The sequence below is a fragment of the Vampirovibrio chlorellavorus genome, from assembly GCF_003149375.1.
Lineage (GTDB): Bacteria > Cyanobacteriota > Vampirovibrionia > Vampirovibrionales > Vampirovibrionaceae > Vampirovibrio > Vampirovibrio chlorellavorus_B.
This window is the reverse complement of sequence record NZ_QFWH01000007.1, coordinates 18,661-42,076: the sequence shown is the minus strand read 5'-3', so window position 1 is coordinate 42,076 and position 23,416 is coordinate 18,661. Positions and strand designations below refer to the sequence as shown.

25 protein-coding genes are annotated in these 23,416 nt (G+C 54.5%); 18 read left to right on the top strand and 7 right to left on the bottom strand.

The window, feature by feature from the left end; translation table 11 throughout:
• The first annotated feature begins 16 nt into the window (after nt 1-16).
• From lepB to glpK, 5 genes are all read left to right on the top strand, one after another.
• On the top strand, nt 17-1,102 hold the full coding sequence (gene lepB, locus DF283_RS09815; protein WP_303674637.1) for a signal peptidase I: 1,086 nt from the start codon (nt 17-19) through the stop codon (nt 1,100-1,102).
• A 97-nt stretch (nt 1,103-1,199) separates the two neighbouring features.
• Entirely contained in the window at nt 1,200-1,718 is a 519-nt protein-coding gene (locus DF283_RS09810) for a bifunctional nuclease family protein (protein WP_303674636.1), read from the top strand.
• 190 nt (nt 1,719-1,908) lie between these two features.
• Nucleotides 1,909-3,237: an exodeoxyribonuclease VII large subunit gene (xseA, locus tag DF283_RS09805; protein ID WP_303674635.1), complete on the top strand. Its 1,329-nt coding sequence runs from the start codon at nt 1,909-1,911 to the stop codon at nt 3,235-3,237.
• Nucleotides 3,238-3,281: 44 nt separating this feature from the next.
• Nucleotides 3,282-3,515 (top strand): exodeoxyribonuclease VII small subunit, encoded by a 234-nt coding sequence (xseB, locus tag DF283_RS09800; RefSeq protein WP_303674634.1) that lies wholly within the window; start codon nt 3,282-3,284, stop codon nt 3,513-3,515.
• Nucleotides 3,505-5,022 carry a glycerol kinase GlpK gene (gene glpK / locus DF283_RS09795; RefSeq protein WP_303674633.1) on the top strand — a complete coding sequence of 506 codons (1,518 nt, stop codon included), beginning with the start codon at nt 3,505-3,507 and terminating at the stop codon, nt 5,020-5,022. The genes xseB and glpK overlap by 11 nt, the downstream gene beginning before the upstream one ends.
• A gap of 15 nt (nt 5,023-5,037) precedes the next feature.
• Here the strand turns inward: glpK and DF283_RS09790 are convergent, their stop codons facing one another.
• Nucleotides 5,038-5,532, bottom strand: coding sequence for a GNAT family N-acetyltransferase (locus DF283_RS09790; protein ID WP_303674632.1), 495 nt, complete (start codon nt 5,530-5,532; stop codon nt 5,038-5,040).
• 126 nt (nt 5,533-5,658) lie between these two features.
• Here DF283_RS09790 and DF283_RS09785 point away from each other — a divergent pair, with 126 nt between their 5' ends.
• The 4 genes from DF283_RS09785 (at nt 5,659) to DF283_RS09770 (ending at nt 9,423) form a co-directional block, all read left to right on the top strand.
• Complete coding sequence (locus tag DF283_RS09785; RefSeq protein WP_303674631.1) at nt 5,659-6,474, top strand: nucleotidyltransferase family protein; 816 nt, start codon at nt 5,659-5,661, stop codon at nt 6,472-6,474.
• Nucleotides 6,475-6,477: 3 nt separating this feature from the next.
• On the top strand, nt 6,478-7,449 hold the full coding sequence (locus tag DF283_RS09780) for an NAD-dependent epimerase/dehydratase family protein (RefSeq protein ID WP_303674630.1): 972 nt from the start codon (nt 6,478-6,480) through the stop codon (nt 7,447-7,449).
• A 47-nt stretch (nt 7,450-7,496) separates the two neighbouring features.
• A complete protein-coding gene (locus DF283_RS09775; RefSeq protein ID WP_303674628.1) occupies nt 7,497-8,501 on the top strand; it encodes an SDR family NAD(P)-dependent oxidoreductase in 1,005 nt (334 codons plus the stop codon).
• A 148-nt stretch (nt 8,502-8,649) separates the two neighbouring features.
• Nucleotides 8,650-9,423 carry a hypothetical protein gene (locus DF283_RS09770; RefSeq protein ID WP_303674627.1) on the top strand — a complete coding sequence of 258 codons (774 nt, stop codon included), beginning with the start codon at nt 8,650-8,652 and terminating at the stop codon, nt 9,421-9,423.
• Between the two features lie 60 nt (nt 9,424-9,483).
• Here the strand turns inward: DF283_RS09770 and DF283_RS09765 are convergent, their stop codons facing one another.
• Genes DF283_RS09765 through DF283_RS09755 form a run of 3 tightly spaced genes read right to left on the bottom strand, consistent with a single transcriptional unit; the run spans nt 9,484 to nt 13,354 of the window.
• Nucleotides 9,484-10,773, bottom strand: a complete 1,290-nt coding sequence (locus tag DF283_RS09765) for a nucleotide sugar dehydrogenase (protein ID WP_303674625.1) — start codon at nt 10,771-10,773, stop codon at nt 9,484-9,486.
• Between the two features lie 44 nt (nt 10,774-10,817).
• Nucleotides 10,818-12,161, bottom strand: coding sequence for a glycosyltransferase family 4 protein (locus DF283_RS09760; protein WP_303674623.1), 1,344 nt, complete (start codon nt 12,159-12,161; stop codon nt 10,818-10,820).
• On the bottom strand, nt 12,125-13,354 hold the full coding sequence (locus DF283_RS09755) for a glycosyltransferase family 4 protein (protein WP_303674622.1): 1,230 nt from the start codon (nt 13,352-13,354) through the stop codon (nt 12,125-12,127). Before DF283_RS09755 ends, DF283_RS09760 begins: the two co-directional genes overlap by 37 nt.
• Nucleotides 13,355-14,136: 782 nt before the next feature.
• On the opposite strand from DF283_RS09755, the gene DF283_RS09750 reads away from it, so the two are divergent.
• From DF283_RS09750 to DF283_RS09730, 5 genes are all read left to right on the top strand, one after another.
• Nucleotides 14,137-14,928 (top strand): ERF family protein, encoded by a 792-nt coding sequence (locus DF283_RS09750; RefSeq protein WP_303674621.1) that lies wholly within the window; start codon nt 14,137-14,139, stop codon nt 14,926-14,928.
• A 306-nt stretch (nt 14,929-15,234) separates the two neighbouring features.
• Nucleotides 15,235-15,645 (top strand): hypothetical protein, encoded by a 411-nt coding sequence (locus tag DF283_RS09745; RefSeq protein ID WP_303674620.1) that lies wholly within the window; start codon nt 15,235-15,237, stop codon nt 15,643-15,645.
• Nucleotides 15,646-15,820: 175 nt separating this feature from the next.
• Nucleotides 15,821-16,756 (top strand): branched-chain amino acid transaminase, encoded by a 936-nt coding sequence (locus tag DF283_RS09740; RefSeq protein WP_303674618.1) that lies wholly within the window; start codon nt 15,821-15,823, stop codon nt 16,754-16,756.
• Between the two features lie 215 nt (nt 16,757-16,971).
• Nucleotides 16,972-17,187: a hypothetical protein gene (locus DF283_RS09735; protein ID WP_303674617.1), complete on the top strand. Its 216-nt coding sequence runs from the start codon at nt 16,972-16,974 to the stop codon at nt 17,185-17,187.
• A gap of 119 nt (nt 17,188-17,306) precedes the next feature.
• Nucleotides 17,307-17,429: a hypothetical protein gene (locus tag DF283_RS09730; protein ID WP_303674615.1), complete on the top strand. Its 123-nt coding sequence runs from the start codon at nt 17,307-17,309 to the stop codon at nt 17,427-17,429.
• A gap of 163 nt (nt 17,430-17,592) precedes the next feature.
• Here the strand turns inward: DF283_RS09730 and DF283_RS09725 are convergent, their stop codons facing one another.
• Both DF283_RS09725 and era read right to left on the bottom strand, forming a co-directional pair.
• A complete protein-coding gene (locus DF283_RS09725) occupies nt 17,593-18,483 on the bottom strand; it encodes an LmeA family phospholipid-binding protein (protein WP_303674614.1) in 891 nt (296 codons plus the stop codon).
• 159 nt (nt 18,484-18,642) lie between these two features.
• On the bottom strand, nt 18,643-19,551 hold the full coding sequence (era, locus tag DF283_RS09720) for a GTPase Era (protein ID WP_303674612.1): 909 nt from the start codon (nt 19,549-19,551) through the stop codon (nt 18,643-18,645).
• 150 nt (nt 19,552-19,701) lie between these two features.
• Between era and DF283_RS09715 the strand changes: the two genes are divergently transcribed.
• The 3 genes from DF283_RS09715 to DF283_RS09705 all read left to right on the top strand — a co-directional run bounded on the left by DF283_RS09715 (nt 19,702) and on the right by DF283_RS09705 (nt 22,360).
• The gene (locus DF283_RS09715; protein ID WP_303674610.1) at nt 19,702-20,175 is read left to right on the top strand and encodes a hypothetical protein; all 474 of its coding nucleotides are present in this window, start codon (nt 19,702-19,704) and stop codon (nt 20,173-20,175) included.
• 110 nt (nt 20,176-20,285) lie between these two features.
• Nucleotides 20,286-20,801, top strand: a complete 516-nt coding sequence (locus DF283_RS09710) for a hypothetical protein (protein WP_303674608.1) — start codon at nt 20,286-20,288, stop codon at nt 20,799-20,801.
• Nucleotides 20,802-20,812: 11 nt separating this feature from the next.
• Nucleotides 20,813-22,360: an FAD-dependent oxidoreductase gene (locus DF283_RS09705; protein ID WP_303674607.1), complete on the top strand. Its 1,548-nt coding sequence runs from the start codon at nt 20,813-20,815 to the stop codon at nt 22,358-22,360.
• Here the strand turns inward: DF283_RS09705 and panD are convergent.
• On the bottom strand, nt 22,357-22,734 hold the full coding sequence (panD, locus tag DF283_RS09700; RefSeq protein ID WP_303674606.1) for an aspartate 1-decarboxylase: 378 nt from the start codon (nt 22,732-22,734) through the stop codon (nt 22,357-22,359). The two genes, DF283_RS09705 and panD, sit on opposite strands and share 4 nt — an antisense overlap.
• A 206-nt stretch (nt 22,735-22,940) precedes the next feature.
• Between panD and DF283_RS09695 the strand changes: the two genes are divergently transcribed.
• Nucleotides 22,941-23,414 (top strand): YlqD family protein, encoded by a 474-nt coding sequence (locus DF283_RS09695; protein ID WP_303674605.1) that lies wholly within the window; start codon nt 22,941-22,943, stop codon nt 23,412-23,414.
• Nucleotides 23,415-23,416 lie beyond the last annotated feature (2 nt).

Sequence of the window (23,416 nt, the reverse complement as noted above, 5' to 3'; positions counted from 1 at the left end):
GTACGAGGATTTTTACTTGGACACCGTTCGCTATTCCGAAGATGTAAAAGACGCCATTCATCTGGCGGGCAAACTGGCCAAAAAGGCAGGACTCTCCAAGCCCAGCGACCGTGTGTACTTTCAGGCTCTGCTGATGACCCATCGTCCGTTTAACCGGCTGGACAGCGTACTGAAAGAACTGCAGGCCTCCCCCCGGGCAATCGGCAAAGTCCTGAAGCAAACCCCGGTATCGGCCTCCCCGCCTTCCTCCGCGGAAAGTTTACTGGCCACCGCCGAGACACTGGCCAAAGCCAGCACCCCCACGGCTGGGTCCAAAACGGCCCTGGTGGATGTGGAGCATTGGCTGAAAGCGGCTTGTATATCCAGCGATGCGGCCCTGATGCAGGTCGTTAAACAATTTCAGATTTCCCCAGAAAAAATTGATGCCAGCTTAATCCGGGTCAAGCAAAAACAGGGACGCAACACGGCCCTCTTTTTAGCCAAAGAGCTGATAGAGGTGGTTGTCTTTGTCCTGTTTTTCCTGATTGTGATTAAAAGTTTTATCGGCGAACTGCGACTGATTCCCTCGGAATCGATGCTGCCGGGCCTGCAGGTGAACGATCGGCTGGTGATTGAGCGGGTCACCCGATGGAAGCGGCCTTACCAACGGGGGGATGTTCTGGTGTTCTACCCGCCCATGAGTCAGCTGAAAAAGGATCCGGTGAGTTTGTTTCTGCGCTGGACGGGGTTTTCCGGTCTGCTTTATAAAAAAGATGACTACATTGACGTGGCCTATATCAAACGCTTGATCGGCTTGCCCGGCGATACGGTGGAAGTGGTTCCCGGACAAGGGGTCTGGGTCAACGGTAAAAAGCTGGACGAACCCTACATCAATGAGGTTGCCGCCACCTGCACCCTGGTCAAACCGGAGCCTTACTGCGGCCCGGTTAAAATCCCCGCCGGACAGTACTACATGATGGGCGACAACCGGAATCAGAGTCTGGATAGTCGCTATTGGGGATTTGCCCGGGATGAACGGGTGATTGGTCGGGCTGTTTTCCGGATTTGGCCGCTGAATCGGGTGGGAACCTTACCGCCTGCCCCCTACCAGGTGGAACCATAGCAGTTTCACCCGCAATGTTTCCGAATTTTAGTAAATATACAGTATAATAAAGCCTATAGACTAAAGGGGCTTTATCGTTTCTGTTGAGGATTAGGATTTGGAGAGTTTACCGCTAGTTGAACTGTATGTGATGGGCATCGCCCTGGATACAAGAACGGGAACACCGATTGTGGTGTTAAACGATCAGGAAAACCGTCGCGCCTTGCCCATCTGGATTGGTACTGCCGAAGCCAGCGCCATTATCCGCCAGCTGGAAGATATCAAGTCTGCCCGACCCATGACCCACGATTTGCTGGGAAACATCGTAGAAACCCTGGGCTTCAGCATCACCAAAATTGAAATCAACGACATCAACTCAGACACTTACTTCGCCAGTGTTTATCTCAGCAACGGGGAAGGGACACAACACATCATCGACGCCCGACCGTCGGACGCCATCGCCCTGGCCTTGAAAGCCAAGGTGCAAATTTTCGCCACGGCCAACGTGATGGCCGAAGGCACCATCTCCACCGATCAGGAACGGGATGAGGCAGAGGCGGAGGCATTTAAAAACTTCTTATCCAATTTAAAAGCATCCGACTTCAAGTTTGAAGGGGAAATTGAGTCCGATCAGTAACCTGTCGGTAAGCGCTTAATTTTCACCGGCATTTATCGTATGCTGATGGTGGATGGCTAACCAGGTCATTCACGATGAGCGAGCGTTGCTTTTCCATCTGAGAAAGTGCGTCTGAGGGGCATCTCCTCGGGTCATGTTCTCAAATTGTCCTCAAAATATTTTGGAAAAGTTATTTTTTAAGAGAGTTGATATGCCTCCCCGAAAGGCCAAAACAGCCAATATCAGTCAGCAGCAACTGGATTTTTCAAACCTGCTGGGGACTGCCGGGCGGGAAACTTCTGCCCCTGAAAAAAGCAGCTATACGGTCACTGAGATTACCGCCCTGCTGGAAGCAGCCATTGAGGAACACCCGGTCATTGGGCAGTCCCTGGTCATTCAGGGGGAAATCTCCAACGTCAAGCGCTCCTCCCGGGGGCATGTCTACTACACACTGAAAGACGAAGGGGCCTCCATCAACGGCATTTTATGGGCCAGCACGGCCAACCGGCTGACTTTCGATCTTAAAGACGGGCTGGAAGTCTACCTCACCGGGCGTCTGGAAATTTACCGCCCCAGTGGCAGCTACTCCATTGTGGGCAGCAAACTGGAACCGGTGGGCGTGGGCGCTTTGCAACTGGCCTTCCAGCAAATTAAAGCCCGGCTGGAAGCCGAGGGGCTTTTTATGGAAGCGTACAAGCAGGAAATTCCTGAATTTCCCCAACGCATCGGCATTGTCACTTCTGCCACCGGGGCGGTCATCCACGACATGCTGCGAGTCATTCGGCGTAAAAACCCCATGGTGGATGTCTTGCTGCATCCGGTCAAAGTGCAGGGGGAGGGGGCTGCTCAGGAAATCGCCGCGGCCATTCGGGAACTGAACCATCCCCATTACCGGCTGGATACCCTGATTGTGGGACGGGGCGGCGGCTCGTTTGAAGATTTATTCTGCTTTAGTGAAGAACCCGTGGTGCGGGCCATTTTTGAAAGCCAGATTCCAGTGGTCACGGGCATCGGGCACGAACCGGACTATTCACTCGCCGACGCCGCCGCGGATTATTCGGCCTCCACCCCCACGGCGGCTGCCGACTGGGCCGTGCCGGACTTGCAGGCCATTCTGGAGCATCAGGCCAGCCTGGCCCGTGAACTGATGGAATCCATGGCCGAGGTCATCTTGTATCACGAGCAAACCCTGGATTTAAACGCCACCCGCATGGTGGAATTGCACCAGAGTTTTCTGGAAACTTGCGGCCACCAGTTGGCGCAAAAGAAAGAACGTCTGTTATCCCGCTTTGATATGCTCTTCCAGAAGAAGGAACAGGGGTTGGCCGAATCGGTCTCGGTGCTGAATGCCTACAATCCCCTGACCACGCTGGCCCGGGGCTATGGGGTGGCCAGCACCGCTCAGGGCTATGTGGTTCGCTCCATTCAGCAGTTAAAAGCCGGTGAAACGTTTGAGCTACGGTTGGCCGATGGCAACATCTCCGCCCAGGTCAAGCAGGTACAAGCCCTGGAGTCGCTCACCGCCCCGGCGCTTCCCTAAATTTTTCAGTCTATTTCAATCACAACGCACAAGGATAAATCCCCATGGCTGCCAAGACTCCCACATTCTCGGAATCCTCCCAGGCACTGGAAGAAATCGTGGAGCGCTTTCGCTCGGAATCGTTGCCTCTGGAAGAGGCCCTGACCTTGTTTAAGGAGGGGGTGGGCCACATTAAAGTGTGCCAGACCCAGTTGAACGAAGCCCGGGGCAAGGTGGAGGAACTGGTTAAAACCTTGCAGGAAGATGGGGAAAGCGTGACCCGTCCTTTTGAGGTCTAGTCCGTTGAACCGCTCTCACGTTTTGGTGTTTGATCACGGCACCACCAGCATTCGGGCTTGTATCATGGATGCCAGCGGCGCCATTATTGCCCGCCACCAGCGGAACTTTGAGCAGATTTATCCCCAACCGGGCTGGGTGGAACATAACCCCGCTGAGCTGTGGGAAATTACGCTGCAAGTGGCCCGGGCCGCCTTGCAGGAAGCCGGGTTAGGATGGGAAAATCTGGCGGTGGCCGGATTGACCAACCAGCGGGAAACGGTCATTTTGTGGGATTCTGAAACCGGAGTGCCGGTCTACAACGCCATTGTGTGGCAATGCCGTCGTACCGCCCCGTTTTGTGAGGCACTCAAGCGCCAGGGTCATGGGCCCATGATTCAGGAAAAGACCGGGCTGGTTATCGACGCCTATTTCTCCGCTTCTAAAATTCGTTGGCTACTGCAAAACGTACCGCAAGCCCAGCACTTGCTGGCCCGCAATCGGCTGCTGTTTGGCACCGTGGACACTTACATTTTATGGAAACTCAGTGGCGGTCAGTGCCATGTGAGCGATGTGACCAACGCCTCCCGCACCATGTTGTTTAATATTCATCAGCGGGACTGGGACAGCGAATTGCTAGAACTGTTTGAAATCCCGGCGGCGATTTTGCCCAAAGTGGTGGGCTCTTGTGAGCAAATCGGCATGATTGATCCGGCCTTCACCAACGGGGTGAGCGTTCCTCTGGCAGGCATCGTGGGCGATCAGCAGGCCGCCTTGCATGGGCAGAAATGCTGGGTGCCCGGTACGGCCAAAAGCACTTACGGCACCGGGGCCTTTTTGGTGATGAACACCGGACAAACCCCGGTGCATTCCAGCCAGGGCTTACTGACCACCTTGGGCACGGATGCTCTCGGTAAACCGGCCTTCGCCCTGGAGGGGGCCATCTTCTTCGCCGGGGCCGCATTGGAATGGCTGAATAAAAAGTTGGACGCTTTTGATCACGTGCGGGAAATCGACACGCTGGCCCACAGTCTTGCCAGCAATGAAGGGGTATATCTGGTGCCTGCATTTGCCGGACTGGGCGCTCCCTACTGGGACAGCGACGCCCGGGGGGCCGTATTCGGGATTACCCAGGACACCGGGAAAGCCCACCTGGTGCGGGCCGCCCTGGAATCCATGGCCTATCAGACCCAGGCCGTTCTGGCGGCCATGCAGTCGGAAGCGGGCCTGACCTTGGAGCGCTTGCGTGTGGATGGCGGGGTGACCCGATCAGACTTTTTAATGCAGTTTTTGGCCGATATTTTAAACGTGCCGGTGGAACGCACCGATGACCCGGAGTTGACGGCCAAGGGGGCCGGGTATCTGGCCGGTCTGGCGGTGGGCTTCTGGGCCAACCCGCAGGCCATTCAGAGTTTACCGGAACCAGTTCAACGCTTTGAGCCCCGCATGTCCGCTCAAGAGCGAGAGCGTTTACTTACGGGCTGGCATCAGGCTGTGAGCCGCGTTTTAAGCAAGCCCTCATTTGAATGAATTGACGATCGGTCGCTAGTGCGAAATGGTCTTAGTCATGCAGCGGTAATGCTGGCCCTCAAAGCCATTGCGCAAATAAACCCGCTGGGCTCGCTGGTTGTGTTGCTCCACGTATAAGCGCAATTCGGGAACATTCTCTACCTGGGCCGCCTGCTCCAGTTCGATGAGCAAGGACTCAAAGCCCCCTTGTCCCCGATAGTCCGGTTCAATGTACAAACTCTGAATCCACCAATAGGTGGCGTTGTTCCAGTCACTCCATTCGGAGGTAATCAGGGTGCAGCCCACCGCCACTTCTCCGAAGCACAGCACCCAGTAAGTGCCCCGAGCGGCCTGCTCAAACACGCCCAACACCCCGGCGGCAAGTGTTTCCGCATGCAGCTGGCGGTTTTCACTTTCCAGAGCCATGGCGCTAATCAGGCGGCACAAGTCGCCCTGATCGCTCACTTGAGCCAGACGCCATTTCAAGATGGATGAGGATTGTGGAACTTTAGACTGATTGGGCGGTCGCATTGACTTACTATAGCCTAAACAAGGGCAGGCAATGACCCGTCGAGACGCCCCTAACGGATGCCGGTGTTTATGATATATTGGGCACATGGTAATACGCCAGAGCGCTCTCCAACCAAGGACTTCGGCATGTCGGCTTTTTCGTCCAATTCATCCAGCAATTCATCAAGCAGTTCTTCTGGCGCCAGCTCGTCACCCGGTCGGGCCATTATTCTGGCCGGTGGGCAGGGCACCCGCCTGAAGCCTTATACTACCCTCTTTCCCAAAGCCCTGGTGCCGTTGGAAGAAATGCCGGTGCTGGAGCTGGTGCTACGGCAGCTGAAAGCGCACGGGTTTACTGAAATTACGCTAGCCGTTGGGCACCTTAGCGAATTGATTGAGGCCTTTTTCGGGGATGGCCGGAAACTGGGTATTTCCATCACCTACGCCCGGGAGGATCAACCCTTGGGCACCGCTGGGCCGCTGCGGGCTTTAGAGGATTTGCCGGAAAATTTTCTGGTGATGAACGCCGATATCGTCTCCGACATCAACTTTCGGACCTTGTTTGATTTCCACTGTCAAGCCCGCCCCGATCAGCCTCCCAATCTGGCCACCATTGCCGTGTATCGACGCACCTCCAAAATTGACTTCGGGGTGTTGGAGTTCGACAGTGTAAGTCACCGCATTCACAACTTTATTGAAAAACCCATGCTGGATCATTCTGTGAGTATGGGCATTTACGTGTTCAATCGGGCCGTGCGGGAATTTATTCCTGAGAATACCTTTTTTGGTTTCGATCAACTGATGAAAACGCTGATTCAACAGCAGCAAGCCATTCAGGCTTATCCGTTTAATAGCTATTGGCTGGACATTGGCCGGGTGGATGATTACGAAACCGCAGTCAACGACTTTAAAACCAAGCGCGCGCAACTACTCCCCACAGAACAGCCCGAGGTCACCAGCTAGTATATGGCGCAGCGGATTCTGGTGACCGGCAGCAATGGCTATATTGGCGGGCATCTGGCCCGGCATCTGTTCACGCTTGAGGATACCGAGGTGTTTGGGTTGAACCAAACCGATGATAGCAAGCTGGCCCCCCATCACAGTCTGGCAGGGAACGTGCTGGAGGCCGATCTTTTAGGCTGGCTGAGACAGGTCCGGCCCCATGTGATTTATCACTGCATTGGCGCCAGCCCGAATGCCCCCTTTGAGCATCAGTTGCGTGTCAATGCCGAAGGCACCCGATGCCTGCTGCAAGCGTTGGTGGACGCAAATTTGCGACCCGGGGTAGTCGTGGTGGGCTCCGCCGCGGAATATGGCTTACGGGATGAGCCAGTGGATGAAAATACCCCCTGTCAACCCGAAGGGGAATACGGCATTGCCAAGCTGGCCCAGACTCAAATCGCCCAAAGCTACGCCCGGCGCTACCATTTGCCGGTAATCATCGGGCGGGTGTTTAACGCTTATGGTCATACGGCAAGGCACTTGGCCATTGCCGCACTGGCCGCCCAAATTGCCCAAGCCGAAGCGATCGCCCCGTCCCCCGCTGAATTGCATGTGTTCAACCTGAAAGGCCACCGGGATTTCATCCACATTGATGACGTGGTTAGCGCCCTGACGACGCTTGGCGGTCGTCTTACCCGGAATGATCTGACTGGAAAGATTTATAATATCGCCTCAGGGCAATCCACCGCCCTGAGTACGATTCTGGATTTGCTACTGGCCCACTCCACCCTGCCCGCTGATCAGCGCCAACAGCTGAACGTCATATTAAACGGGGCACAGCAGGAAGATAAAAGCTGGGCTGATATTAGCAAAATTCAGGAACAGACCGGGTGGCGTCCGCAAGTGGACTTGAACACTGGACTGTGGCAAGAACTTGAATACTGGCGAAACAATATCGCAGAGGATGCGCCGCCGGTAAATGTCCGCCTGTCCTGATTAATGGATATTGATTCGTATTTATTGAGCCTTGGGGGTTTGTTCCAATGGATTTAAGCAATCAAACCGTTTTAGTGACCGGGGCGGGCGGCTTTATTGGCAGCCATTTGGTAGAAGCCCTGTTGGCCAAAGGCTGTCGAGTGCGGGCCTTGGTTAAATACAACTCCCGCAATGACTGGGGAAATCTGGAGCAACTGCCCCCGGAGTCACAGGCCCAACTGGAAATCATCAGCGGGGATATCACCGACCCCTTTCTGGTGCGTCAGGCCGTCAAAGGCTGTGCGGCGGTCTTTCACCTGGCCGCCCTGATTGGAATTCCCTACTCTTATGTGGCCCCGCAGCATTATGTGAACGTCAACGTGCAAGGGACGCTGAACGTGCTGGAAGCCTGCCGCAGTGAGGGTGTGCAAAAACTGGTGCATACCTCCACCAGTGAAACGTATGGGACAGCCTTATACACACCCATTGATGAGGCCCACCCCTTGCAGGGGCAGTCGCCTTATTCGGCCAGTAAAATCGCCGCCGATAAAATGGCGGAAAGCTACTATCTTTCCTTCGATTTGCCGGTGGCCACCATTCGACCCTTTAACACCTTTGGCCCCCGCCAATCGGCCCGGGCCATCATTCCCACTATCATCAGCCAGGCGCTGGCCTATGGCAAAACCCGACAACCTATCAAGGTCGGCTCCCTGGAGCCCCAGAGAGATTTCACCTTTGTCAAAGACACCGCTCAGGGCTTTATCCGGGTGGCTGAATGTGAGGCCAGCGTGGGGCAAGTGATCAACGTGGGCAGCGGACAGACCCAAACCATTGGGGATACCCTGAACCTGATTCTGGATATTCTGGGGCAGCCCGATATTCCGGTCATCACGGAAGCCCAGCGGATTCGCCCCGAAAAAAGCGAGGTGGGCCTGTTATTGGCGGATAACCGCAAAGCGCTGGAATTGCTCAACTGGCAGCCCCATACCCATTTTCGTCAAGGGCTAACTCAGACCATTGAAGCCATTGAGGCCAGCCTGGGGCGCTACAAAACAGGCATCTACAACGTTTAGGCCCTTTTAAAGAACTTGTTTGGATCCGGGCGCATCATTTTGATTTGTCCTGATTTTATAGTATAGATTTCACCATTGGCTGTATTGGCTTGTTTCATCACTGAATCCGCAAACCCAATTCAAAACACATATAAAGGGATGGCATACGATGCCCACCATTGGCTCTGCTTCAAACAACTCTCAGGGATATTTTTCCACCAAAGTGAGCGATAGAGCGCAAAGAGAAAAAAACCTGGCGCTTGCTCAAAATATACAAGGCTTATATGAAGATTCCTCTGTTCATCGAGAACCCCAAAAAGCCCTATTGAATTGGATTTATCAAGATTTAGCTTCGGGGATTGCGCTCCCCAAAAACCTTCCAGAAATGTCATTACTGTACCAGGAGCAATTAATACAGCACTTGGAAGCGTGTGTGCGCAGTCTGCAAGATCACGCTGCGTTGAACCAGACAAATGAGCCCTACAAAGCAACGCTTGAGTCTAAAGAGTTTCTGGAAAAGCATCTGGATAAAAATAGTCACTATGATGTTAAGAGCCTCTGGGAGGATATTAAAAGAACGAAAACGGAAATCGATCCTGAGCTGGTTCAGAGGAAATTTGAACAGCTCCGATCTTCGGTGCAAGCAATATTTAAAAAAAATCCGAAAACACTTTTTGAAAAAGCGGCTGCCTACCCGGAAACGGTACGGCGCCTGGTTGATGTGATCAACTTGCCCGTCCAAAACGAGAAAGGCTGGAATCTGGCCTCCCAGGCGGCCAAAGCAGGGAACCCCAAATTGGTCAAGGCCTTTGAAAAAGCCGGGTTCGGGCCGAACTTGCACACCAAAGCGGTGGTGGATTTCGCCAAGGCTATGACGGAAGGCTCCAATTGCCAAAAGTCGGCTGCCCTGAAAGAACTGATGGGCATTACCCCACTGAGCTAGCTTTAAACAGCCTTGCCAGAAACCCCTCCTCCTGCCTTGGGGAGGGGGTATTCTAGCAGTTTAAAACACCTGAATGCGGGGGGTGCGCATGACTTGGCGAATCGGCTCGCCGTGCAAGTCCAACGATTCCAGCACGGCAGTATGGCCGACCAGCACGGCCAGGTAATCGGCGCCTTCAGCCACCGCTTGCAGCGTGAGTTCAGCGTAATCTTCCAGTAGCGGATCGTAGGTGATCACTTCCACATGGGTTTGCGCCTGCAATAATTCCACCACCCGCATGGCCGGGCTCTCCCGGGTATCGGCCACATCCGGCTTGTAGGACAAGCCCACCAGCACCACCTTGGGACGCTCAATATCGGCCACCGCTTGCAAAATTTTCTGAACGGTGTAATCGGGCATGCGATCGTTGACCAGTCGAGAGGTGGCAATCAGGCGGGTGTTAATGGGGGAGGCCTCCACAAAAAACCAGGGGTCCACGGCGATACAGTGACCACCCACCCCAATGCCCGGCTTCAACAGGTTCACCCGAGGGTGCATGTTAATCAGCTGACGGGCTTCTGTCATATCCACGCCGTATTCATCGGCCAGTATGGACAACTCGTTGGCCAGGGCGATGTTCACATCCCGGTAAGTATTCTCGGCCAGCTTGCAGAACTCGGCAGACACATCGGTAGTGATGAACAACTCACCCTGCATGACCTGCCCCAGCAAGGTGCGCCCGATGATGGCCGCCTCGGGGGTGGTGCCCCCGATGACCCGGTGATTGTGGATCAGCTCGTAGGTGGTATTGCCGGGCAAAACCCGCTCCGGAGAGAAGCACAGGTAAATATCCTGCCCCACCCGTAAGCCGGTCTTTTCTTCAATGAGTGGTTTTAAAACATTGCGGGTAGTGCCGGGTGGCACGGTGGACTCCAGAATCACCAGATTGCCGGGCCGCAGCACGGGCAAAATGGATTCGGTCGCGGCCCGCACCATGGACAAATCACAGGTTTTATCGGCATGATGCACCGGGGTGGGCACGGTGATCAGGAACACGTCGGCGGGTTCTGGCTTACTGGAGGCCTTGAAGTGGCCTTCCGCTCGCACTTCCTGCCACCAGTCGGCCAACTCCGGGTAAACGGAACCAATCCGATCGTGCTGAATATTGTCGAGGACCCGTTCGCTGACATCCACCCCCTGCACGGAAAAATCGTGCAAGGCAAACAACAGGGCGGTGGGCAAGCCCACGTACCCCAGACCCACCACGCAAATATTCCGGTAGGAAAGGGCCAATGCCTCCAGATCTTCCCGAATGGGAGCGTTCATTGGCAGTGTGGCCTTTGTGGAGAGATCCAGGGAGGGGTTCATCATGGGTTGTTTTCCATCTCAAAAGGGCATTGAGGCTTGAAAAAGGGCTATCCGTGGGCTGTCGGCGATTGTCTCAGGCTGCTGGAGAGTTGCTGATATAGCTCGGTGAATTGACGGGCCGTTTGTTGCCAGTTGTACTGCGACATGACCGCCTGAAAACCGCGCAAGGCCATTTCCCGGCGCAAATCGGGACGACTGTACAGCATGCGAATCAATTCGGCCAGCATTGGAGCGTCACCCGACTGAAAGACCAGACCACCGCCGGTACTCTCTATATAACGCTGTAAAGGAACGGCATTGCTTGTGATGATGGGCTTCTTGAATAAATGATACAAATACACTTTGTTCGGAAAAGTGGCGTTGGTGTGATCGTTCACCAGGTGTGGGCACAGGCAGATATCGCTGGCCTCGATGTAAGTTACAAAGTCGGTTTCATCCAGCCAACCGGTGAAATGCACCCGGTCCTGCAAGCCAAACTGCTGAATCAGTGGTTCCAGCTTTTGATAGTAGGGGTCCCGCATGGCCCCGGCCCCGATAAAGCGCAACTCCGGAATTTCATCCCTCAGCAGGCCCATGGCTTCAATGACGGTCTGAATGCCCCGGTGGGTGTCGTTCAAATGCCCCACGTAAGTCAGCACGAAATTAGGCTTAAAGTGGCGAATGACCTCCTGATTGACCGGAGCGGCCAGAAACTTCTCGGTATCCACCGTGTTTTCAACCACCAGCACCTTGGACTCCGGCAGGCCTTTAGCCAGCAAACGCTCCTTGGCCTCCTGAGTGACAGTAATCACGTGGGTGGCCCGCTGGATGGAATTGAGTTCAATCTCTTCCCAGCGCTCCCGCTGTTTTAAGCCATGCTCGGCATTGTGCCGCCCCTTCATCATCTGCATGAGGGCCGGGTAGTTCTCGTGCAAGTCGGCCACCAAGGGCAAGCCATAGCGGGCGGACACGCTCAAGCCGGTATCCACCAGCCGTAAATCGTGGATATGCAGGATCTGGATGTTGTAGTTCTTGCAAAAGCGGTGAATCAGGGTGTGCCAGGCCGTATCGATATTTTTAAAGTGGTGAAAGTAATTTTTCAGGGCACCCTTGTACAAAAAGCGGGACGGCTTTTTGACCAGCGGAATCTCGATGCTCACTTCCTTAGGGTTGACCCGGTGAATATAAAACCCCTGATAGGCTTCATCCCGAAGACGTCCCGGGGTGTTCAGGTCATCGGGATGCACGGCGCACAGCAAATGCACCTCAAACCCGGCGGCCACCAGGGCCATGGCTTCCCGCTCCACCCGGGCGTCCGGGGGAAAGGGTTGATCCAGCACCATGCCCACCCGTATTTTTTGACGGGCAGAGGCGCTTAAAACTGATGACGCATCATCGCCGACTGATAACATGCTCGCAACATCCTGATTTGAGTCTCAATGTTAAACCGTTCGCAAACCATCCGTCTAGCGTTTTGACGAATTGTTTCCAGTTTCCACAAGCTGCCGCTCAAGTCCGCCAACAAGTCGGCCAACGCTTCCACTTGGCCGGTTGGGTACAACCAGCCCGTTTCCTGATCGGTAATAATTTCAGGAATCCCTCCGGCGTTGGCTCCAATGCAGGGAACGCCCTGGGCCATGGCTTCGATGACCACCCGACCAAACGGCTCATTGACCGAAGGCACCACCAGCAGGCCAATGGCCTCATAGAGAGGGGTCAAGTCCTGTTGCTGGCCCAAAAAATGGATGGAGTCCTGCCAGCCGCACTCGACCACGCGATCGAGAATTCGCTGCTCGTAGGCGGCGTCCACAAAGCTACCGGCCACCAGCAGTTCCACCGGCAACTGGCGGTTTTTCAGCAGAATAAAGGCCTCTAGCAACTCGTGAAACCCCTTACCCTCTGACAACCTGCCGATATAGCCCACCCGAAAACCGGGGCCTTCCGGCAGGGAGAGCGTCGCCAAAGCCAGGGCCTTCAGAATCCCCCGTTGGGGGTCGTTCCATCGCAAGATCGGGGGTAACTGCTCCAGGGGCAGGGCGTTATAGATCAATGGATACTTGTCAGGGTCCTGGGCCAAATAAGGACCAAACTGCTCCCGAACCGCCCGGGAGATACAAATGACCTGATCGGAAAAGCGGTCAATGATCCACCGGCTGAACCGACGCCCCAGCACCATGTGGAATTTGGGGCTTTTTTCCATAAACAGTTCCCGGATATGCCAAACGTGGGGAAGCCCGGTCAACGCCGCCGCCAAGGCTCCTTCCAAAGAAACCGTAACATTGGTATGCACCAGGTTTATTTTCTCCCGCCGAATGGTATTGAGCAGATACCAGGTTCTGGGAATGACAGCAACCGCCAGAGACAGGCAATCCCCCAGTCGTTGCCACAGGTTACGGGGATCATGCTTGACCCACTGCAGGCGTTTGTGAGTCAGCACCCGAACGTGGGGATACTGTGCCAACAACTGAGCCAGCGGACCGGTTCTGGCCATGGAGACCAGACACTGATACTCCGACGGCGGAAGATTGGCTACCATCAGGCAAAGGCTGCGCTGAGAGCCGTACAAATCACCATCATGACAAATAAACAAGACCCGGTGAGCCAAGATTCAGTATTCCCAATGCGTATCAACAACCGACCATCATGGAGGAACCAGCGTTCAAAAGATAGCCTGAAAGTACCCACCAAACGGAGGATCTTTACAAATTCTTTAACCTCAAACCCTTCAGGACCGTTTATTTTTGCCGATAGGTTATATATAATGAACCAATAAGGCTATTGTTTGAGCGGTTTGAGACTATTACAGTACCAGTTGATTCAACATTGTTTGCATAGCTCGATTGATTGATTTTCCTGTTACTGCTCACTGATCAAATCGAATTTTGCCACTCTGGAAATTGAGATTGGTTAAGTCCAGGACTATTTTGGCAGTCGCTTAATAATTTTGGGTTAAGCAACTTTTTAAATGGATGGTAGTTAGAGTATTTAACACACGACAGGATGGCACCGTGGCACAGACAAACTTGCTCCAACAGGTCAGGCAAATGACCAAAACCCGCTCTGTTTTTCGTTTTCAGCGTGAGTTTACCCGAATTCGCGGCGCTGTTTCCGATTTCTTCTACCTGTTTTTCCTCTAGCCACCCGAGGGCGGAATTCTTCCGTCATCCCTGCCGGGCCAAGGCCTAAGCTGGTTTTCACGTCGTGCGTCCTAAACGGTTCATTCCCTGAAATAGTAACAGTTGCCTCATCCCTATTGCCGTTTGGGAACTTTTAAGCCCCCCGCACGACATTGAACCTCCAGGCCACACAGGGCAAACGCTGTGCTGTTGGTTTTCATTTGAAGTCAGACCGTAGCTTTGACACGCCAAAGTCGGGGGATCCATCATTATGAGCGGCAACACTGCCAAAACAAAACCGCACGGCCTTTACGCCAAAATACTCACGGTGCAAAAAGCCATTGAATCCGTTCCCAAACGGGGGTTTAACGCCTTTCATAAATACCATTACGCCACGGAAGCAGACATTTTAACCGTTAAGCAAATCCTGAACACCCACGGCCTGATGGTATTGCCCACCACTTTAGACCAGTCCACCGGCACCAAAGCCGATGGCAAGAACTGGGCTTCGGTGACCCTGTTATTTCGGGTGGTGGATGCCGAAACCGGTGAAGCCATTGACTCCCAATTCACCGGCTATGCGGAGGACACCTTTGACAAAGCCATTTACAAGGCCACCACCGGGGCCAACAAGTACTTTTACCTCAAGTTTTTTGGAATTGCCACCGAAGACGACCCGGAACGCGAGGACAGCCAGCCGGTGGGGAGTGCCCTCAAGTCGCAGGTAGCAACGCCCAGAGCCATTCCCGAAGGCAAGGGACGACCGTCGTACGAACGCCGGGTGACAGCGGCCACCGGGGCAAGAGAGCCCCTCAGCGAGAAGTTGAGCGACGGTCTGGATGGAACCTTGAAAGAAGAAGCCAGCGCCGTTCGGAGTCAAGCGCTCAACAAAGCCAACCAGATTCTGGCCTTACAGCGGGAACACCACTTAAGCAACGACGAAGTGTTGCAATGGGCCGAAATCTCCTCGATCAAAGCGCTGGCCGAAGCAGGGCGGCTGGAAGAGCTGGAGACGGCTTATCAGAAACTACTCCTGCGACTTGCCAGCCTTTCCACCCCCTGAGGGAAACAGGCCTTCCCTTGCGGACCGCGCCAAACGCATGGCCCCGTCCGTGGACCGCCGGATACTCACACCCCATCCCATCCTCCTCGGAAATAAACGCAGAATTCACCACCCGGGATTGGGAACATTTCATTGCGTTCAGCATCTTATTGGTTTAATTCACGACAAAAACTGGATTTTCCCGAGGGCTTAATCACATTTGCCAACAAACCCCATGGCGTCGTGTCAGAGGTTTGTTGTTTCCACAAACCACCCAAAAGCCCGGCTTTGTCCCTATACCGTCTAACCGTAGAGTGAGAGAGTTTTATGGAGCGCTTACTGGAAGCGAGTACCAGCCCCCGGATCATTGTTTCGGATACCTTGGGCCCTTCAGCCCGGCGACTGGTGGATGCCGCACGATTTTACGAAACCATTCTGCTGATCTACGAAGACGATTTCAGTGATAGCCTTTTGGGGGCCTGGGCGGAGCGGGATCGGTTGAGACTGAACACCCGGTACATGGGTGAGATTATGGAGGGGATCGAAGTGCGATCCTTTGGCATGCTGGACTTTTCTCCCGGCACCGTGCTGGAAATCCATTTGAGAGAGGCCACGCTCAGTCCGGCAGACGCTTCGGACCATCTGCGGCGCATGGTCTATCGCAGCCTTTTGAATGAAATATGCCAGATCACGGTGAAAGCCTATCCGCAGGAGGATGGGCGCATCCTGCTTTCCTAGTGCGCTGAGGCAAGGCCAGATCAAGGCCCTTATGCCGACAGACAAAGGGAGGATTGGCCTCAAGGGCAGGCAGCGCCTGACGGCTGGCTCCGCGCTTCCTCACTCGGCTGTGCCTTTGTGGTATGTTCATACCCAGTGAGCCAGACTCAAACCGCAAGCATGGAAAGCAGTAACTATGAGTGACATTTCTTTTTTTGAAGGGCAGTATATCCCCACCGAGCAAGCCAATCTGGGCATTAAAAACCACTCTTTCCTCTATGGCACCGCCATTTTTGAAGGCATTCGGGGTTATTGGCTGCCGGAAACCGGCCAGGTCTCCATTTTCAGGATGAAAGAGCATTACGAGCGCATTCTGGCCAATAGCCGCATTTTCTACATGACCCCGGAGGCCTCTCTGGAGCAGCTGATGGCCATGACCGAGGAATTGGCCCGCAAAAACGCCCACCAACAGGATTTCTACATTCGCTTTACCATCTACAAGTCCGGCTCCAGCATTGGCCCGTTTCTGGACAAGGTGAAAACCGACTACTGCGCCTGGACCCAGCCACTGGGCGATTACGTCAACACCCGGGACGGCTTGCATGTGTGCGTATCGGCCTGGCGCCGGGTGGATGACAACGCCATTCCGCCTGCGGCTAAAGCCAGCGGGGCTTACATGAACACGGCCATCATGATTACCGACGCCAAGCGCAAGGGTTTTGATGAGGTCATCTCCCTGACCAACGAAGGGCATGTCTCGGAAGGGAGCGCCATGAACGTCTTTCTGGTGCGCAAAGGCAAGCTGGTCACCCCGCCTTCCACCGAGAACATTCTGGAAGGCGTGACCCGGGATAGCATTATGACCCTGGCCCGGGAGGAACTGGGCCTGGTGGTGGAAGAACGGGTGGTGGATCGTACCGAATTGTACCGGGCCGAGGAGATCTTCTTCACCGGCACGGCTGCCCAGGTGGCCCCGGTGACCATGATCGAGCATCGTCCGGTGGGCCATGGCAAGATTGGCCCCATTACCCAGCGCTTGCAGGATTTGTACTTTGACGTGGTGCGCAACAAGGTGCCCAAGTACAGCCACTGGTGCAGTCTGGTGGATATCAAAAGCCCCTCGCTGAAGTAAACCTTTCACGCCATTATGGCCCGAAAGCTGTTTCGTTGGTGGTAAGTCATAATAATCAGTGCTAACCTGAAATTAGCAACTTGAGATCGCACATGAAGTCAAACCGGTTTTTGGTCATTGTCGTCGCGTTAGCCGCTTGGTTGACCTCACTTTGCCTGTTGACCGGGCCCTCTCATGCCTGTTGCCAACAAGGTGGGCATGCGGTTCAAAAGGAGTTGCCAGCCTGTTGTGTGGTGCAACCCGCCACGCAAACCCAACCGGATCAGACCGGCTTTAGTGGCCCCCTGCCGGATTTGGCCCTTTCAGGTTTACCCTTTGATTATTGGGCGTTCCTGGATTTGCAACCCGTTTTGGGGCAATCTCGAACCGATCTGGCGTTTGTTCCGGATCAATCCCACCGATACCTTGAACTGTGCGTCCTCCTGAACTAGGCAGCGGGGCTCTTTTTACGGTGGAGAAAATGAGCCCGGTGTCCCGTTTTCAGTCTCACCAGACTGTCAATGACCGCCCGTTAAACGTACAGTATTATGATTCAGGAGTACTTGTTAGTATGAAAAAATTATTCGCCACCCTCATTGTGCTGGCCAGCGTGTTTGGCGGTACCATCGCTTTGGCAAACAGCGGCTGCTGCCCGGGGCCCTGCTGTGGTTCCGGCGCTGAGTGCTGCAAATAGTTAGCCCTAATCGCCGCACTAAAAAGTAGCGACATCAAAAAAGCCCCCGTCAACTTCGGTTGGCGGGGGTACTTTTTATAGGCCTGCTAATAGCTATAGAATCCGGGAGAGACTACCCGTGAAAGGCGTGTGTAATGGTAGCCTCACCTTGAATTGTATGAATTTAAGCTCCGAACTGCAGCTTGGTCAGGGTGGCATGGCCGTCAATATTCAGGGTTTTACCACTGACCTTCATGCTGTCGGCGTAAATGACCATACTGTTTTTTCCCAGACGCTTCAGGTCAATCAGCTCGTTGATTTTGTCCTGAAAGGTCTTGGAGACGTCCATGGGCAGGTTCAGGTCATTCCCGCCTGAGGCCATTTGCAGGTTTTGCAGGCTGAGTTGCCCGCCTTGCAGGGCCAGCTTGCCGGTCATTTCCAGCGGCACGGCCAACCCTTGGGCCACCACTCCGGTCAGGTTGAGCTTAACCTTGTTCCCACCCAGCAAACTAAAGTTGGGGTTGGAAAAGGTGATCAGCTTGAGGCCGCCGGTTTGCTTTTGCAGGGATTTTTCAATTTTCCCCAGGGTTTTTGGGTTGGCCAGAAAGCGGTTGATCCCGCTTTCGCTAATGGCCAGACTAACCTGAGCGGTGACGGGCTGGGACAAGACAAAGGCCCGGTTGTTCAACAACTGCATGGTATCGAAGGAAAAGGCCGGAGTGACCAGCGAGAGCTTGTCGACTAGCAGGTTGTCAAAATCCCCCTCCAGAATGTTGGCCTTGAGGCCCTGCAAGGTTCCGTTCCGAAAATCAATGCCGGAGCCGGTGAGGACAATACGCCCCACGGAATAATCGGAGAAGCGGCCTTTGACAATATCCAGAGAAACCGACTGGGCGCTGCTGTCGGGTAAATCCAGGGCCATAATGCCACCAGCCTTGATGGGCGCAGCCATGGTGGGCTGCCCGGGCAGGTTTTGAGCCAGTACCTTGGAGTTAGCGCCCCCCGCCAGCAGGGTCACCAGCAATAAGGCCTGAGCCACAAACCGTTTGGAGTTTCGAAGGGTAGAAATAGTCATAAGCGGGTTCCTTTGCGTGTCCGGTAGGCTGAAAATCATTTGGGCGGGCCAGGGGGTCGAGGGGGTTGTCGCCCATACACCGAAAAGTTTTGTTTATTTTAACGGAAAGACGAGAAAGACTTGGGAAAAGATACTGAAAAGCGGATGGCCGAGCGTGGCCTAATGCTCTGGTGGGGCCAGGCCCAGAGATTTGAGGAAAATTTTATCCTTGCGCCAGTTTTCCTTCAGTTTCACGTTCAGGGCCAGATGCACTTTCTGCTCCAGTAGCGTTTCAATTTCCAAACGGGCTTGCGTGCCGATTTCCTTGATCATGCTGCCCGCCTGTCCAATCAAAATGCCTTTCTGGGACTTTTGATCCACGTACAAGGTGGCTTCAATGTGGGTAATGGCGGGATCATCCTCGTTAAAACTCTCAATCCCCACGGCCACACTGTGCGGGATCTCCTCCCGGGTGTTCAGCAAGACTTTTTCCCGAATGATTTCAGCGGTAATTTCCCGCAACCGCTGATCGGTCACGGCGTCCTCCGGGTAATAGGCAGGGCCTTCCGGCAGTTTACGGATGATGGTCTCAATCAGTTCGCCCATGTGCTTGCCGGTCTTGGCCGAAACGCTGAGAGCTTTCACCTTGGGGTAGCCGGTAAACAGCTCATTGTAGGCCTTGCGATGCGCCAATAGCTTCACCGGCTTGTTTTTCAGTACATCGCTTTTGTTCAGCACCAGCAGCACAAACTTGCCGGTTTCCCGAATCTGGGTGGCCACCCATTCATCCCCTTTGCCCGGCGGTTGAGAGACATCCACCACCATCAGGAACACGTCGGCCTCCGATAAAGCGGCCAGACTCTCATCCGTCAGATAGGTACCCAGCTTGTCCAGCGGCTTGGAAAAGCCCGGGGTGTCCAAAAACACCACCTGTCCTTTTTCCGTGGTCACCACGCCCTTGATGCGGTGACGGGTGGTTTGGGCCACCGGACTGGTGATGGCAATTTTTTGGCCCACCAAACGGTTGAGCAGCGTGGATTTTCCCACATTGGGCCGACCCAGCAGAGCGGCAAAACCGGAACGAAACATAAGAGGGATTCCTGAATTGGGTAAGGGAACTGAAAAAATGAATTAAAGTCGATTAAAAAAGTGCCGAATAAGGAACTTAGAAAACAGCTATGATCACTTTGCCCACTATTATACCCGCAACAGAACCACGATTCTGAAGGAGTTCCTGGCTTGTTGAGGACGCCGCATTCAGCGAGCAACCCGGCGGAGAAAGAGGCCGCCAAAGGCTTCTTGCCCTCATTCCTGAGGCATTTCTTTCTGCTGTTCTACTTTTTTTTGCTGCCCGTATTAACGGTCATTATCGTCAACTGGGCCGTGTACTTCTTTACCCAAAGCAACTTTTACACGGAAAGCTGGATGGCGCCTACCCTGCTCTTGCTAAGCACGTTTATTGCCGGGGTTTTAATCCGGCAAAAAATGGAAGATGAAAGCGGCGGGCTGGGTCTGTTTACCCTGGCCCTGCTGGCGCTGTTGCTGTTTGGCTGGTTTTCCTATCAGGACATTCACACCATTGGCGGCTTGTACTCCCGCTTTATGCCCCGCTTCCTGACCACAGACGTGGACAGTTTCATCTATGCCCTGCCTGCCGTGGGCATTTTCGGGATGATCGCCTACAAACAGTTCACCCTGAAGTACTACAGCTAGGTGGGGCTGCATTCCCAAGCCGCCGACAAGCTGAACCCGGAATCCCCCATACCCGCCCGCAACACGTATAATAGAAACTGGTACAGTTTTGCGGAATGAAGGTGCGGACGATGGAACGGGTCAACTACACGGACTTTGGAGGCGGTTTTGATACGGTGGTTCTGGAGGAGAGCTTTGTGCTGAACCTGAAAACCACCATGAGCTTTGTCGATTTCCAACTGGAATTGGCCATTAACGAAAAGTACCCGCTGTACACCCCACCGGAAGTCCCGGTAAAGCCCCCGGCGGACGATCCGGACGACGAGGAGGGGGAAATCCCCGAAGGCTTTGATATGAGCAAGGAAGGGGAGGAGGAAAGTCCCAAGTTCAGCTACCGCCGAGGCCGCATTTTCTTTCCCAACATGGAACAGGTCAAGTGGCAAAGCCGCATCCAGCCCTACATTGACCCGGCCACGGGCACCGTGGACTACGGGGCCATTGACTATTTCTACAAGCAAGGGGACACCTACTTTTTGGCCGGATACTGGGGAGAACTGGAAGTGACCAGTGGGCCACCCATCCTGGAAATTGACGAGCTGAAAAACCAGCCCCGGCAACCGCAAAATCAGGCCAGCCCTGGGCAGTAGGCAGACCCGACATGCGTGAGACACAATGCCAGGTGCTGGTGGTTGGGGATGAAATTGAAAGCATCCTGACCGCTATTTCGGCCAGCCGGGCCGGAGCCGTTACCGTATTGGCCCGGCGCAGCACCGGCCCCCTGGGTGGACTTTCCGTGCGAGGCGGCTTGTCCTACATGGACATCACCCCCGAGCTGTTGTGCGGGTTGTTTCAGGAGTTCTTAAGTCGCTGTGGTTTTATTCGGGTGGCTTTAAACCCGGATAAAGCCCATGCCGTGCTGCAAGCCATGCTAGCAGAGGCCAAGGTTCGGGTGATCAGCGGGATGACAGTGCAACTCACCCTGAATTCGGCAGGTTTCCCGGAGCAAGCCCTGCTCACAAACCCAAAGGGCAGCTCCGAAGTCCTGAAGCCTGAAGTGCTACATCCCCGGGTGGTGATTGACGCCTCCCCCGATGCGGATGTGGCCCGCTCCCTGGGCTTGCCCTTTGTGGAAGGATTGGGCGGGATTTTGGGGGCCGAGCAGAACTTTCTGGGGGTTTCCCCGGTATTTCGGATTACCGGCCTGTCAGTGGAAGCCTTTCAGGCCTTTGAGGCCCGTCTGCGCCAAAACCCGGAGTTACCACAGATTCTGGCGCAGGCCCTGCCGTATCACCCCTCGGATCTTCGGACTGAGTACCTCACCCGGCCAACCTTCGCTCCCCCGGATCAGGATTACCTGGATATCTTGAACCCTGTGATCGGCATTGATTACCACCTGTGGCGGAATAAATCCGCGGCCAGTTACGCCAGCGCCGATATATTCATTGATGGCGGCAACGTGTCTCGCCTCAGCGATGGCAGTCTGGGATTCAACGGGCTGGTGGCCCAGGTCAAGGCGCTAAATCTGGATTTGGAGGGCTTGATCGCGTTATCCCAGGGCGGGCCGACTCCTGCCATCCTGCAAGCGGAAATGCGTCACTTTGAGCGCTACCTGAGAGAGCAAGGCCCGTTTCCGCAAGTGTCTGTCATTCCCCCCTCCGAGCTTTATGTACGCCAGACCGTGAACCTGTTGTCCCGGGAGACACTGACCGCCCGCCGGGCCATTGAGGGTGGCGTCGCTCCAGAAAAAGCCATCGGCACGTTCTCCTACTGGCTGGATTTGCGGGGCACCCAACTCTGGCAACTGTATCCCAACGAGCATTTGCCCAAGCCCATCTTCAACGTGGGTCTGGAGGTGGCCTTACCTGCCACAACCGCCGTTCAGAATTTCGCCTTCGTCAGCCGTTCCGCCGGCTATTCCCCCATCGGGCAAGGGACGGGGCGCATTGTACAGCACAACGCCCTGCTGGGCGAAGGCGTGGGGGTGGCCGCCGCACTGGCCAGCCTGTCCGGTCAGTCGCTGCTGGATACTGCCACCCAACGCATCGCGGATATACAAGCCTGTTTGGCCCACCGACAAGGCGGTACTTTACGCATTGAGGGGAAGGCCACCTGGAGCCCCGCGCAAATTGAAGCCAATTCGCTACTCAAAGCCGATAAAGCCATTGTAGACGCCCTGCGCAAGAGCAATTTTATTTTAAAGGGTTAAACCGGTAACATGGCCGGTTTGTCAGCAGAGGGCTTGTTTTGCCGATCCACAAAGACCAGCTTGGGTTTCCACAAGGGGCCTTCAGACTGGGGTATGTTGGCATAGGAGGCAATGATGATGAGATCCCCGGTGCGGGCTTTATGGGCCGCCGCCCCATTGACCTGAATAATGCCGGTGTGGGCTTCTCCCACGATGGCGTAGGTGGTAAAACGCTCCCCATTGGTGATGTTGTACACGTCAATCTGCTGATACTCCACCAGTCCGGCCTGTTGCATCAGGTGATGATCAATGGTCAGGCTGCCTTCGTAGTGCAGCTGGGCATCGGTGACGGTGGCTCGGTGGATTTTGGAATACAAAACGGTAATCTGGGTCATGGCAGAGGACCTTTATTGCGTCAGGGCGACGGGTGGAAGGAGGTTGGAATCGGATCTTACACGGGAGAGGGATGCGTTTATTCTGGCACAGTGGTCGGCCATCATCAACCGCTGCCCCGCATGTTTATTTCCGGGGCCAGTCATCCCACTTTCAAACCCGCTTCTGTTAGAATGGACTTAAATTAATATCGAAAGGTTCAATCCCCATGCAGTCCATTATGGAAAAAGCAACTGAGGCCCCCATGACGTCCCAAGCCAGCATTCAACTGAAGCGCCAGGTGACCGTAAAAACCAAGGTCACCGATAATTTCCGCACCCGTGCCAAAAGCGAACTGGACAACGAACTCAAGTTAATCGACACCCAAATGCAGCAACTGGAAGCCCAGTACCAGTATTCCTTGCAACAACTGGAAAAAGTGGCCCAACAAGGTCAAAACGTGCAAGGCCAACTGCAACAGCTCAATCAGGAAGCCCAGCAAAAGCGCAGCCAGATGGCGTCCGTGAAAATGCAGATTTCCTCGGAACTGGGGAATCTGGACAACATTGAAAACGGCCAGTTTATTGTGACCGGCATGCTGGAAAACACCGTGGAATTGCGGGTGGGCGACAATCTGTATGATCGTCTGCAAAACGCCGAAATTCTGGTGGAAGATGGCATGATCACTGCCATCAACGGATAGAT